10 protein-coding genes are annotated in these 14,005 nt (G+C 51.8%); 4 read left to right on the forward strand and 6 right to left on the reverse strand.

Annotation, left to right across the window (positions count from 1 at the left end):
• Nucleotides 1-63 precede the first annotated feature (63 nt).
• The 3 genes from DFR42_RS29120 to DFR42_RS08575 all read right to left on the reverse strand — a co-directional run bounded on the left by DFR42_RS29120 (nt 64) and on the right by DFR42_RS08575 (nt 4,415).
• Complete coding sequence (locus tag DFR42_RS29120; protein ID WP_170133434.1) at nt 64-201, reverse strand: hypothetical protein; 138 nt, start codon at nt 199-201, stop codon at nt 64-66.
• Nucleotides 202-208: 7 nt separating this feature from the next.
• The gene (locus DFR42_RS08570; protein ID WP_110254566.1) at nt 209-1,417 is read right to left on the reverse strand and encodes an MFS transporter; all 1,209 of its coding nucleotides are present in this window, start codon (nt 1,415-1,417) and stop codon (nt 209-211) included.
• A 118-nt stretch (nt 1,418-1,535) separates the two neighbouring features.
• The gene (locus DFR42_RS08575; RefSeq protein WP_170133456.1) at nt 1,536-4,415 is read right to left on the reverse strand and encodes an ATP-binding protein; all 2,880 of its coding nucleotides are present in this window, start codon (nt 4,413-4,415) and stop codon (nt 1,536-1,538) included.
• Between the two features lie 163 nt (nt 4,416-4,578).
• Here DFR42_RS08575 and DFR42_RS08580 point away from each other — a divergent pair, with 163 nt between their 5' ends.
• From DFR42_RS08580 to DFR42_RS08600, 4 genes are all read left to right on the forward strand, one after another.
• Nucleotides 4,579-6,138: a DNA-3-methyladenine glycosylase 2 family protein gene (locus DFR42_RS08580; protein WP_245936890.1), complete on the forward strand. Its 1,560-nt coding sequence runs from the start codon at nt 4,579-4,581 to the stop codon at nt 6,136-6,138.
• A 43-nt stretch (nt 6,139-6,181) separates the two neighbouring features.
• Nucleotides 6,182-6,664: a methylated-DNA--[protein]-cysteine S-methyltransferase gene (locus DFR42_RS08585; RefSeq protein ID WP_110254568.1), complete on the forward strand. Its 483-nt coding sequence runs from the start codon at nt 6,182-6,184 to the stop codon at nt 6,662-6,664.
• A gap of 261 nt (nt 6,665-6,925) precedes the next feature.
• The gene (locus DFR42_RS08590; protein WP_110254569.1) at nt 6,926-7,489 is read left to right on the forward strand and encodes a phasin family protein; all 564 of its coding nucleotides are present in this window, start codon (nt 6,926-6,928) and stop codon (nt 7,487-7,489) included.
• 341 nt (nt 7,490-7,830) lie between these two features.
• Nucleotides 7,831-9,006: an acetyl-CoA C-acetyltransferase gene (locus DFR42_RS08600; protein WP_110254571.1), complete on the forward strand. Its 1,176-nt coding sequence runs from the start codon at nt 7,831-7,833 to the stop codon at nt 9,004-9,006.
• Between the two features lie 74 nt (nt 9,007-9,080).
• Here DFR42_RS08600 and DFR42_RS08605 read toward each other — a convergent pair whose 3' ends face one another.
• The 3 genes from DFR42_RS08605 to DFR42_RS08615 form a co-directional block, all read right to left on the reverse strand.
• On the reverse strand, nt 9,081-11,492 hold the full coding sequence (locus DFR42_RS08605; protein WP_110254572.1) for an alpha/beta hydrolase family protein: 2,412 nt from the start codon (nt 11,490-11,492) through the stop codon (nt 9,081-9,083).
• Between the two features lie 156 nt (nt 11,493-11,648).
• Nucleotides 11,649-12,794, reverse strand: a complete 1,146-nt coding sequence (locus DFR42_RS08610; protein WP_110254573.1) for a HupE/UreJ family protein — start codon at nt 12,792-12,794, stop codon at nt 11,649-11,651.
• Nucleotides 12,791-13,978: a tetratricopeptide repeat protein gene (locus DFR42_RS08615; RefSeq protein WP_245936891.1), complete on the reverse strand. Its 1,188-nt coding sequence runs from the start codon at nt 13,976-13,978 to the stop codon at nt 12,791-12,793. The genes DFR42_RS08610 and DFR42_RS08615 overlap by 4 nt, the downstream gene beginning before the upstream one ends.
• Nucleotides 13,979-14,005: the final 27 nt, after the last annotated feature.

The raw sequence follows: 14,005 nt of genomic DNA on the forward strand, positions 1-14,005 counted from the left end.
CCCAGGCAAAAAAATAGCGCCTGAAAAGGCGCTATTTCCAGATACCTTGATCTGAGTTTCCGCTCAGCACATCACAAAACGGTTCGCCAGATCAAGTATGAAAGCCGGGCGCAGATAGGCCAGGAAAACCAGGGCCAGCACCGTCACCATGATGGCGGCCCAGAGCAGGCGCAGCAGTTTTTTGGATGATGATCTCGACATGGCGTGCTCAGGCCGCTGCCGTGCGGGCAATGGGTTTTTCACTGATAGGCAAATTCACCAGCGCGGCAAAAATACCCAGGCCAAGGACTATGCCCCATACCATATTGTAGCTGCCGGTTTTGGTATAGATATAGCCGCCCAGCCAGACCCCGATGAAGCTGCCAACCTGGTGTGAGAAAAACACAAAACCCGACAGCATGGACAGATACTTGACGCCAAAAATCCCGGCAATCACGCCATTCGTCAGTGGCACGGTGGACAGCCACAGCACGCCCAGCGCTGCGGCAAACAGATAGACAGAATAAGGTGTCAGCGGTGCCAGCAAGAAAAGGCCAATGACGACGCTGCGCGCCAGGTAGATGGCAGACAGCAGATAGGGTTTCGGGAACATGCCACCCAGCTTGCCTGCATAGTAAGAGCCAAAGATATTGAACAGACCTATCAGCGCCAGCGCATACACAGCCACACTGGGGTCCATGACACCCTTGTCTTTCAGGTAGGCAGGCATATGCACGCCGATGAAAACCAGCTGGAAGCCACAGACAAAATACCCAGCCACCAGCAGCAGGAAAGGCTTATAGGCAAAGGCTTCGCGTATCGCCTCCATGATGCTTTGCTGTGGGCCTGTGGCTTGCTCCAGTGCTGGTTCACGCAGTTTCCAGGCCATGGGCAGCATCAATACAACTACCAGCGCGGCCAGTACATAGAAAGCATTTTGCCAGCCTGCATGGTCAATCAGTTGCTGTTCTATCGGCATCATGATGAACTGGCCAAAAGAACCTGCCGCAGAAGAAATGCCAAACGCCCAGGAGCGTTTTTCCAGTGGTGCTGTACGGCCTATGATGCCGCTGACTGCACCAAAGGAAGTACAGGCCAGCGCCGCGCCTATCAGTATGCCCGTGCCTATAATGAACAGGGCAGAGTTATCGACCAGGGCCATCCACAGCAAGCCAGCGGCGTACAGGAAGGCACCCAGCACCATCATCTTCATTGTGCCTACCTTGTCTATCACCATGCCAGCCAGCGGGCCAAACACCCCCCACATGAGGTTTTGCAAAGCCATGGCCATGGAAAAAGTTTCCCTGGTCCAGCCATGTTGCTGTGAGATAGGTTGCATCCAGAAGCCAAAGCCATGTCTGACACCCATGGACAAGGTGATAACGATACCGCTGGCCAGCAGCACGGTTTTCAGGTCGGGGGCGCGTTGAGTAGTCATGATAATCACTTATAAGCAAACTCAGTTAGTGTATGCCATTCCTGAAAACCATGTGGACTGCCCAAACCACCATGACGGTATGGTGTCTGGAAGCAGTCAGGATGGCCTGTCGCTACCCTCAGGGATTCAGCGGCAGGCTCAGGCAAAAGCGCGTGCCAAGTCCTGGTGTGCTGTCGACCGTAATACTGCCATGCATGATGGTCGTCACCAGATTGTGGACAATGCTGAGACCCAGGCCGCTACCGCCCTGGCCCAGCTTGGTGGTAAAGAAGGGATCAAAAATACGTCGCAAGTTCTGCGCTTCTACGCCCTTGCCATTATCAGAGAAAATCAGTTGTACCTGATTGTCTGGCGCTTTATAGGCGCGCAAAAGCATCTTGCCATTTTCACGATTGTCAAAGGCATGCAGCATGGCATTGTTGATGAAATTATTCAGTATCTGCCCATATGGTCCGGGGAAGCTGTTTAACTCTATATCGTCGGGGATATCAATTTCCAGGGTATGGCCACGCTTGTGTATCAGGTTGTGCAGCGTGCGTATGACTTCCAGTGAAGTTTTGCGCAAATTAAATGTGCGGCGCATCTGGCTGGTCTGGTCTACCGAGACTTGTTTGAAACTGCTAACCAGGTCGCTGGCGCTCATGAGATTGCGCAGCAATAAATCATTGGCATTATTGATGGTGGCCGAGAACTGGTTGAGGTCAGAACGCTTCAAACTGTTTTCCGTCAGCTTGCGCAAGAAGATGGCCGACTGTTCCTGCAAGGTAGTGGCCGTCAGCAGGCTATTCCCTATTGGGGTATTGAGCTCATGCGCAATGCCAGCCACCAGTGAACCCAGGGCCGCCAGCTTTTCTTGCGAGATCAGGATTTGCTGGGCTTTTAATAACTGCTGGTAGGTCTCGGCATTTTCTATGGCGATGGCGGTATAGGCCGCCAGCATCATGGCAATATCCAGATGCATGCGCTGGAAGGCATGGCTGTGAGTACTCTGGATGGCAATCAGGCCTATGGTGCGGCCCTTGATTGTCAGAGGCACATAAATATTTGAGACCGGGATGATCTTCTCCAGATCAGCAAAATAGGCACTGTCCACGGTCAGCTTGTTGAGACCCGCTACGCTGATGTAATTCTGGTATTCAGTATAAATATCGCTGATGAAGATAGGTTCCTGATGCGAGACACACCAGACCGACAGCAAGTCCTTGTCCTTGATATCGCGTATATACGGCAACATGCGATGGCCGCGCAGGATATTGCAGGGGAATTCTATGGTCTCCTGTTCTGGCCGGTAAATGCCGACTGCAAATACTTCTGCCCCCATCAACTCATGGACATGGCGGTAGACGATTTCCATGATGGTGTCACGGTCCAGGCTGGACGTGATTTCACGGCCTATTTCGCTGAGCTGGTAAATATGCTGTTGGGCTTGCTGCAATTGTTCTGTCTGCAGTTGCAAGGCGGCGGTACGCTCCATTACCCTGGCTTCCAGTTGCTTCTGGGTTTGCGAATGTTCAGCATGGCTGAGGACTTGTTGTATGAGGTTCGCCAGATGGCGGCCAAACAAGACATCTTCCCGCGACCAGTGCCTGATCGCACTGGTCTGGGCGAAACAGAGCAGTCCTACGCTCTTGCCATGCAGACGCAAGGGGATTTCCAGTACAGAGTGCAATTGCTGTTGCCCCAGCAAGGCTCGCATCTCGCCAGCCACCACATGCAGGCGCATGTCATTTGCCACCAGCGGCACTTCATCCTGCTGCAGTATATGCATCAGCAAGGGCAAGTTCTGGCATGGCATTTCTGCCCTGACCGCAGTACAGCTTGCACCGGCTCTGGCATGGCAGTGCAAGCCTATGCCATTGCCATCGAACAAGTGAACGCTCACCAGCTCGGCATGCAGGATGCCCAGCGCGGTATCACTGATCAATTGCAGCACTTCGCTTTGCTGCCCTTCTTCCAGTAAACGGTTGGACGACAGTTCCAGCAGGATTTCTACCGGCGATTTGCGCGACAGATCATAGGCGCGCAATTCGCGGAACTTGTCTACCGTGCCCAGTTCACTGAGTTCGTTCGTGGTTTGCTGGTGCAGGCGGGCAAAGTGCAGTGCCTCTTTCCAGTTCTCTTGTTGCTCATGTAATTCAGACAGTGCCGCCAGGCTGCGCACTTTCTGGCTGCGTGAACCAATTTTTTCGGCATAGCTCAGGGCAGTAGCATAGGCAGCCAGAGCATCTTCGGTTTGCCCGGCAGCGCGCAAAATGTCGGCCAGCGAATCCAGGGTTGCCGCTTCCAGCCAGACATAGTCGCAGGCATGGGCCAGTTGCAATGCTGTGCGTATATGAGTTTCGGCAAGCGCCAGTTGCGCATTGCGGCTGGCAGCCAGGCCCAGATACCAGTAAGTCTCTGCCAGGTATTCATGAATGGCATGTTCTTCAGCCAGTGCCTTTGCTTTTAGAAAACAGTTTTCCGCCGCCTGTAATTCACCGGTATTGAGTTCATTGACACCGAGGTTGATGATCTGCTTGCACAGCAGATAAGGCTCATTCAACTGTTCCAGCAAGATTCCGGCATCAGTATGAAAACGGGCTGCGGTCTTGCGGTCACCGAGAGCATCGTAAATCTGGCCCAGCCCAATATGGGCTTCGACCAGGGTGACCTGGTCACGGTTGAATTTACTGAGATCGACGCAACGTGTCCAATACAGGATGGCATCGCGGTAAGCACCTTCGGTATAGCTGATGCGGCCCAGTGCCAGCAACATCAAGCCAGCGGGGCGTGTCAGTTGCTGTTGTTCCGCGACTTGCAAGCCTTGCTCCAGCTCATTGTGCATGGAATGCGCCTGTCCCAGTCTTTCCAGTATCAGGTAGCGCTGGTAACAGGCGTCAAGTTGCAGGCCGGTTTGTCCGGCGGCCTGGGCTTGCAGGCTCAACTGGCTGAGTAAACAAGTCGCCAGCCGCGGATGTCTGCGCGCGGTCTTGACGATACGATGCAAATTGCGATTCAAATTCAGCGCCTGGCGCATGATTCCCGATTTGTTTGTCCGAAAATGGCTAGAAGTGTGATACGCAGTCGCGTATAACGATTCCTGAAGATAGTAATGCAGATTGTTACGCCGGTACATGATTTTAACTATCCCGGATTTAATTGAATATAAGAAAGTGGTAGCTATGGAACAGCAGATACAGACAGCAGACAAACAGCAGGCAGCAGTGCCGCCTGATGCTACCAGTCTGATGCTGACGCAAGATAGCGAGGGGTTGACGCAAAAACAGTGCTATTACCGCGCCCTGGCCGCCAAGGACAGCCGTTTTGATGGCGTGTTTTTTACAGGCGTGAAAACCACGGGCGTGTATTGCCGCCCAGTATGTGGTGTCAAGACCCCGCGTGAATCTTCCTGCGAATTCTATAGCAGCGCCGCCGCCGCAGAAGCGGCTGGCTTTCGCCCCTGCCTGCGTTGCCGCCCTGAACTGGCCCCTTATGCGATACAGCAAAATCTTGCCCACGCCATCTGGCAAAGAATCGCCGATGGTGCCTTGAATGAAACGGATATAGAAAGTTTCTCCCACCAGGTTGGCCTGTCTTCCCGCCAGTTGCGTCGCGTCATGCTGCAGGAATTTGGTGTGACACCGGTAGAACTGGCCCAGACCCAGCGCTTGCTGTTTGCAAAAAAGCTGTTGCAGGAAACTCAGCTGGGCATGGCAGAGATTGCCTTTGCTGCCGGTTTTGGCAGTGTCAGGCGTTTTAATGCCCTGTTCTCAGAACGCTATCAACTGGCCCCGGGCTCGATACGCCGTGCCGCCGACAGTGCTGGTGAAGGCGTCAGCCTGAAACTGGCTTACCGTCCTCCTTATGCCTGGGACGCAGTGATCACTTACCTTGCTGGCCGGGCCATGCCGGGTCTGGAGGCAGTCATTGATGAAAAAGGTGGCAAGGCCTATGTACGCAGCGTGCATATGGATGGACTGGAAGGCTGGCTCAAGGTTGCCCATTTGCCTGCCAAGCAACAACTCAGCCTGCAAGTCTCGCCCAGCCTGGCACCGGTACTCATGCCTCTGATGGCCAGGGTCAGGCAGCAATTTGACCTGGAAGCCAATCCTGCCGTCATACAAAGTCATTTGCAAAGCCATGCCTTGCTGGCCGCACAAATCCAGCGCACTCCCGGTATGCGTGTACCCGGTGCTTTTGACAGTTTCGAGCTGGCTATTCGCGCCGTGCTGGGCCAGCAAGTCAGCGTGGCGGGGGCTACCACGGTGGCGGGTCGTTTGGTGACGCGCTTTGGCCAGCCTGTTGTTACACCGTTTGCTGGTGTTACCCACCATTTCCCCAGCCCGCAAACAATTGTCGATCTGTCGATAGATCAACTGGCAGGCATAGGCATACCCGGCGCGCGCGCTGCCACTTTGCAAAACATCGCCAGGTTTGCACTCGATGGTGGCCTGCAAAGGCAGTTGGCTGCCAGCTCTGACGAGATGGTGGCCAGGCTAAAGACTGTCAAAGGCATAGGTGAATGGACGGCGCAATACATTGCCATGCGTGCCCTGCGTTTCTCGGATGCCTTCCCTGCAGGTGACCTGGGTTTGCAAAAAGCAGCCGCATTGCTGGCAACCCCGGCAACCCCGGCAAGTGAGCGCCTGACTGAAAAACAATTGCTGATAATTGCCCAGCCCTGGGCACCGTGGCGGGCCTATGCAGCTTTGTTGCTGTGGCAATCATTAAGTAAAGAGTAAATCAGGAATACGTAACGAATAAGTAAGGACTAAAGGACAGATCATGAAATACCTCAATTACCAAAGCACGGTTGGGCAATTGCTGTTAGCCGCCAGTGAACGTGGACTCAGTGGCGTGTATTTTGAAAACCATAAGCACTTCAAGGGTAGCGCGGGCTGGCAAGAAGACGAGTCTGACCCCATCCTGAACCAGGCACGCCAGCAATTGCAGGAATACTTCGCCGGTCAGCGCCAGGACTTTGACGTGCCACTGGATTTGTCGGCCGGGACAGAGTTCCAGCAAGAAGTATGGGCAGCCCTGCGCCGCATCCCCTTCGCCCAGACCAGCAGCTATCTGGCACTGGCGCAGGGTATAGAGCGTCCCAAGGCTGTACGTGCTGTGGGGGCGGCAAATGGTCGCAACCCCCTGTCCATCATTGTCCCCTGCCACAGGGTGATCGCCAGCAATGGCGCGTTGACTGGTTATGCAGGTGGTTTGCAGAATAAGGAAGCTTTATTGATGCTGGAAAGAAAATTTTCCAAATAACAATATTGCTGGGGATTCATGGATGGCCGGTGCTTAAAGTATGAGCAGCAGAGTGAGCAGCGCAGGTATTTTCACAAAAAGCAGATGGATATCTGAAAATATCATTTAGTTAATTTTGGTGCGACGCACAAAAAGTGCTTGACCTTTTAAATTCTGCGTGTAGAATCGTATTTGTTGCGGTGCACCATTCAATAATTCGTGGAAAGCGCTGCCGATCATTAACGCTGTTAAGCCACTTAATTCCATTTACCGGAGAATGCCATGACTACCAATACACCAGAACAATTTATCGCTACTACTAAAGCTAACCTGGAAGCCCAATTTGCTTCCCTGACTTCCCTGAACAAAAAAGCATTTGAAGGCCTGGAGCAGTTGTTTGCCCTGAACGTCAATGCTGCCAAGGCAAGTTTCGAAGAAGGCACTGCTGCTGCTAAACAACTGCTGAGCGCCAAAGACCCACAAGAATTTTTCACTTTGTCTGCAGCGCAAGCTCAGCCAAATGCTGAAAAAGCACTGGCTTATGGCCGTCACCTGGCAAGCATCACGACAGCAACTCAGCAAGAATTCACTAAAGCAGTTGAAGCGCACATCGCTGAAACAAACACTAAAGTGATTTCCCTGATCGACGAAGTCACAAAAAATGCACCAGCTGGTTCCGAACAAGCTGTTACAGCCTTGAAATCTGTCGTTGGCAACATCAACGCAGGCTACGAGCAACTGTCCAAAACAACTAAACAAGCTGTGCAAACACTGGAAGAAAACCTGAACAAGGCTACTCAACAGTTCACACAAGCTGCTGAAAAAGCAACTGCTAAAAAGAAGTAACTGAAACGAAGTAATTTAGCAATTGCAGATTCAGGCTCACTGTAGTGAGCCAAAGTAAAAGTAAAAAATTCCCGCATGTCAGCATGTGGGGATTTTTTTTTGCATTGATTGTCGCAATGTTTCGGTTTTTGCTGCGCATTCCCTTCCCGCCAGTCAGTTCTGATCGCTTATCTCAGCCTGGCACTTCGCTCTGCATCAGCAAACATGGCAAAAAACCATCTTTTTTTAAATGCCCGGACTCAGGCAAGCGCGAGCAGTGGTAAGCTAGAGGATGTATCCTAAAAGCAGCAAAACATTTGACCATCCCACACCCTCGCAAGGGTAAAACCAGGAGAATTTACATGCAAGACGTGGTAATCGTAGCTGCAGGTCGTACTGCAGTAGGCAAATTTGGTGGCTCTTTGGCAAAAACGGCGGCTTCCGACCTGGGCGCGCATGTCATCAAGGCCCTGCTGGCAAAAACCGGCCTCAGCGGTGATCTGATCAGTGAAGTCATCCTGGGCCAGGTATTGACCGCAGGCGTAGGCCAGAATGCGGCACGCCAGGCGGTCATCCGGGCTGGATTGCCAGACATGGTGCCAGCCTTCACCATCAACAAGGTATGCGGCAGTGGCCTGAAAGCGACTCACCTGGCGGCACAAGCCATCAAGGCAGGCGACGCAGATATCATCATCGCTGGTGGCCAGGAAAACATGAGTGCTTCACCACATGTATTGAATGGTTCCCGCGATGGCTTCCGCATGGGCGATGCCAAACTGGTTGATACCATGATCGTCGATGGCCTGTGGGATGTCTACAACCAATACCACATGGGCATCACCGCAGAAAACGTCGCCAAGAAATATGGCGTGACTCGTGAAGAGCAAGACTTGTTTGCCCTGGCATCACAAAACAAGGCAGAAGCCGCGCAAAAGGCTGGCAAGTTCAAGGATGAAATCATTCCTTTTGAACTGGTCAGCAAAAAAGGCACGACAGTATTTGATACTGATGAATTCATCAAGCATGGTACGACACTGGAATCCCTGGCCTCCCTGCGCCCTGCTTTCGACAAGAATGGTACCGTCACTGCCGGTAATGCTTCTGGTCTCAACGACGGCGCTGCTGCCGTCATCATGATGACAGCCCAAAGAGCCGAACAACTGGGTTTGCCAGTGCTGGCCCGCATCAAGGCTTACTCTTCTGCCGGTGTGGACCCAACCATCATGGGCATGGGCCCGGTACCTGCAGCCCAGCTCTGCCTGAAAAAAGCTGGCTGGACACATCAGGACCTCGACCTCATGGAAATCAATGAAGCCTTTGCCGCTCAGGCAATTGGTGTCAATAAAGAAATGGGCTGGGACACCAGCAAGATCAACGTCAATGGTGGCGCGATTGCAATTGGCCACCCCATCGGCGCATCTGGTGCCCGCATCCTGGTCAGCCTGATCCATGAAATGATACGTCGCGATGCCAAAAAAGGCTTGGCGAGTTTGTGTATCGGTGGCGGTATGGGTGTGGCATTGGCGATAGAGCGTTAAGTTACAGTATGTGTTAATCAAAAAAAACCGCCAGATTGATGAATCTGGCGGTTTTTTATTGTTAATGCGACTTCTTATTTCTTCAGGCACTTCTCCAGGAACTGATCCTGTTCCCACAGCAGATGCATGATGTTTTCCCTGGCCGCATAACTATGGCTTTCCTTGGGCAAGATCACCATGCGCACCGGTGCGCCCAGGCCCTTCAATGCCTGGAAATAACGCTCAGTTTGCAGGGTGAAGGTGCCGGGATTATTATCGGCTTCACCATGCACCAGCAAGAGTGGCGTCTTCATTTTATCGGCACTCATGAAGGGTGACATTTTGGTGTACACCTCAGGGGTTTCCCAATAATTGCGCTGTTCACTCTGGAAGCCAAAAGGTGTCAGCGTGCGGTTATAAGCACCACTGCGCGCAATACCGCAGGCAAACAGTTTCGAATGCGTCAGCAGGTTTGCAGTCATGAAAGCACCATAAGAATGGCCACCGACAGCAACCCGTTTGCGGTCTATATAACCCAGAGCATCGACGGCATCTATCGCTGCTTCTGCACTGTCCACCAGTTGCGGAATGAAATTATCGTTAGGCTCGGTCTTGCCTTCGCCTATGATGGGGAAGGCCGCATCATCAAGCACGGCATAGCCGCGTGCTACCCAGTAGATGAAGGATGCCGCGCCGGGGAAAGTAAACTGGTTTTCATTATGCTTGCTTTGTCCGGCAGAGTCCTTGTCCTTGAATTCTGCAGGGTAAGCCCAGATCAGCAAAGGAAGCTTTTCTTTCTTGATTTTGTCGTAATTGGCGGGCAGGTACAAGGTGCCTGACAATTCCACGCCATCCTTACGTTTGTATTTGATGACTTCTTTCGAGACATCCTTCAAGCCCATGAAAGGGTTCTTGAATTGTGTCACAGGAGTGAGCTGGCTGCCACCTTTGATATTGCGGAAGTAGTAGTTGGGATACTCAGTTTTCGATTGTATCTGCACCAGTACATCGCCTTTTTTGACATCTTCTATAGAGACGATATTTTCTATCTTGTCAGTGTAAGTTGACTGATACAGACGTGTCTTTTTCAGGCTGACCAAATCCAGTTCATCAATGAAGGGGAACTGACCTTTTTTGGTATGGCCCGCGCCCAGCAAATAAGCCTTGTTATCTTCTATGGCCAAAACCTTGCGGTGGTACTGGTTGAATTTTGTTTCAAAACGCCCAGGGTCAGAATAAATATCCTGCATATTGCGGTCAGAGATCACGCGTGGTGCTTCTGCTGGATTGGATGGATTGAACAGATAAGCCTTGGTATTGCGGGTGTCATACCAGGCATCGCTGACGACAGCCAGCTTATCATTACCCCAGTTGATACCAGCATAGCGCTGGGCAGTTTTTATCAGGGATATGGCAGCTTTGTCGAAAGGCGCATCCCAGGAAAATACTTCATCGCGGTAATCGACTTTATTGGCCGGATCACCGCCATCAAGTGCCTGCACATAAGTGAGGCTGGATGGTTTATCGGCACGCCATTCCATATGGCGCTTACCGACAGCCACTGCACTAAAGCCCTTGGGGATGACTTCATGCACGGGTGTTTCATTGACGACCTTAAGCTGCTTGCCACTGACATCGCTGACGATGGTTTTTAAAGGAAAACGCTGCAACGGGACGATGTAAGAGAAAGGTTTTTGCAGCGTGCTGGTCAGCACATATTTGCCATCAGGTGAAAAACTGACATCAGCAAACATCTCGGCTTTTTTGACCAAACTGCTCTTGCCTTGCAGGTTGACTTTATGCAGTTCAGAAGTCGTCAGGGTTTCAAAATTACGCTCATCATTCTGATTTTTTAACAAATCGGCATAAGTGCGGTTTTGCGATGCCGCGCCACTGGAAGTGGAAATGATGGGGCCACTGGGCAAATCCTTGCTGGCATCAAGCAGTGCGGGACGGTTTTTCGGCAAGACCTTGATGAGCAGGCTTTCGCTATCCCTGTACCAGTCGAAGGGTGTGCCCAGATTGGCATTCAGGTTGGCTTCAGTCAGTTTTTTTGCGGTAGCGGTTTCCACGTCTACTACCCACAGTTCCACACCTTTGGCTGCCGTATTATTAAAGGCAATTTTCTTTTCATTCGGTGACCAGACCAGGTGGCTGATCAGTGGGTTGTCTGGCAAGCCCTTGACCTGTACTTCATCGGTGGCATCAACTTTGCGCAGCTTGATATTATTGATATAGGTCAGCGTGCTGGAAATATTAGTGACAGGATTGATGCGCAAACCAGCCAGGCGCATTTCTGTCTGGTTCAAATCATTCAGTGATTTATAGGTATTGCGATAACTGAGCAGCAGTGTCTTCCTGTTGCTGTCCATGCTCACGACAGGGGCGCGCTGGAAGTCGGCCAGATCGAGTATGGCTTGCGGTGGTTTTTGATAGTTCAAATTTTCTTGTGAACCAGCATTGGCACTTAGCGCGGCGAGCAAGAGCAGACTCAGTTTGCTTTTCATGAATATCCTCAGTTGAACTTTGATGAACCCACCCCGGCAACAAGCCCGGGGAAAGCTTCATTCTAGCACCCCAATATATTCAAATTATGCTGTTTTCTTCAGCACTCATAACCAAATAGCTAAGTAACGTAGCTGGCAGAAGGCCACATGCAAGTTCTAGGAAATAAGGAGCATATTGAAAGCGCGCTCAATAAACCACACCAGGGCAATCAGGATAATCAGCCCTGAACCCACTTGCAAGATGGCACGCTGGTATAGCCAGTGGCGGCGCAACAGGTAAGCCAGGGGCAAAAAGCCTGCGACGATGATCAATTGTCCAATTTCTACACCCAGGTTAAAACCCAGCAATGCCAGCATCAATGCAGATTGTGGCAGACCAAGATCGGCCAGTACGCTGGCGAAACCAAAACCATGGATAAGGCCGAAAGCAAAAGCCACAATCCAGCGCCGTCCCTGGAAGAGTGGGAACAAATTGTTCAGCGCCGCCAGAATGACAGATGCTGCGATTGCCGACTCTATCAGCCGTGACGGCAAGGCCAGTACATTCAAGGCAGCCAGGCTCAGGGTAATTGAATGGGCAACAGTAAATGCCGTGACTATCTTCAGCACATCGATTGCTGCTGCTTTAAAACTGCTGGCAGCCTGCCATTTACCACCATTGAAAACCAGTACTGCCGGTAATAGTAGCGACAATAAAAACAGTATGTGATCAAAGCCTATCCAGATATGCCAGATACCGTGAAAAATATAATCGCTGAACTGCTGCCACTGATTCACCTCAGCCACGACAAACTCCTGGCTGGCCTGCTCAGGGCTGAAGATAGCGGTGATCGTCGCATCCTTATGATTCACCAGACGCAGCAAGCCCTTATGCTGGGTATCCAGGTCAAAAAATAATTGATATTGCACTTTGATTTTTTCAGCATTGCAGGTGCTGTCAAACATCAATACGGTATAGGCACCATCGCTGTGCTGGTCTATCAGTTGTTGCCTGACTGTCAATGGGCATGATTTGTCGCCCGCCGTGATCTTCAGCCTGGCCAGTGCATAGGCAGCGATGTCGGCATGCTTGTTGCGTACTTCATCCCAGGTCAGTTCACCATTGCCGTCTTCATCCAGGCCTATGGCAAAATCCAGGTCACGCAAGGCGATATCCCATTGTCCGTGAATGCCGTTCTGGTCTGCCCTCAGGCTAAGGTAACTGTCGCTGGGCTTGTGTGCATGAGCTGGCAGGCTGAATAAACTGAACATCAGTGCCAGAATAAAACTGCGTGTCAGCCAGTGCTTGATACCGGATATCATGAATGTGCTCCCAGTTTGGCGAGCACGGTCTTCAGCGTCAGGTCTTGCAGTTTATTTTGATTCAGCCACGTCAGCGCTGGCGCGGCAGCCTGTGGTTCATGTGCGGCGGCTGCTTCCAGCAAGATACGCAAGTCTGCGGTTTCTTTTTGTATGGCCCAGTTCAGTTGCGCCAGTTTCAGGGCGATGGCTGGATTGTTTTTCAAATGCAGTTCATAGCGGGCCTGCTCGCGCTGGTGCACAGTGTCACCACGCAACATGGCAGCTTCAAAACGTTGATCCAGCAAATTGATTTGTGCTGCCGCAAGCGATGATTTTTGCGCCTGCAAGGCCAGGGCATAGCGCAGCAATAATGCGTCTACCCTGGTTTTATCTTTCAATAGCTTGACGACTTCTGCAGGTCTTTGCTGATCCAGTAAAAAGTCAGCATAAGAAGCCAGCAGATAACTGTCTGGTGACGCCAGTGACAGCGCGGTTTGATACCAGGCTTCGGCCGCTTTGACATCGCCCAGTCTTGCCGCCATTTCTGCCAGTAGTGTCGTTACCCAGATTTTTGTCCCGACATCGCTGCCTGCATTTTTTTCATATTTTTTATATGCACCAGCAAGCGCCGCATAACTGTTTGCGGCATCACCATTGAGGCTACCGACATTGTGCAGGCAGGTCAGGGTGATCAGTTCAGGGGCAAGCGGATACAGGCGCATGCAACTGGCTTTGGCTTGGGCAAACTGGCCCTGTACCTGCAAGACCGTGGCGCGTGTCAGCCAGGCCTGAGCATTGTCCCTGTCCTGCTTTAATACAGTGTTCAGGTCCAGCAGCGCTTCAGGAAATTGGTGCGTGCTTTGCAGTATCGTGGCACGTAAAACCAGCACGCTGATGGGAGGATTTGGCAGGCTCCACCAGGGTTTCAATACTGCCTGTGCATAGCCCAGATAACGCGGGTCACCATCATTGCGGGCAGCGTTGATATAGGCTTGTGCCAGTTCGCTGGCAATTGCCGGGTTACCGGGTTCTTTGCCCAGACGCTTGCGCAACTGTGCAAATTCACGTTGCACTGGGTCATTACGTGCAGGCAGATATTCCAGGACCTGTTTGCCATTAGCGGGGATAAAAGGGGTGGCCTGCACATCCAGACTCAACATGAGTAACAAGAGCAGCAAAGCGAATAAGGGGCGTGTCAGTTGCATGATGCGTCTGAGTTCAGAAATGAGAAA

The sequence above is a fragment of the Undibacterium pigrum genome, from assembly GCF_003201815.1.
Lineage (GTDB): Bacteria > Pseudomonadota > Gammaproteobacteria > Burkholderiales > Burkholderiaceae_D > Undibacterium > Undibacterium pigrum.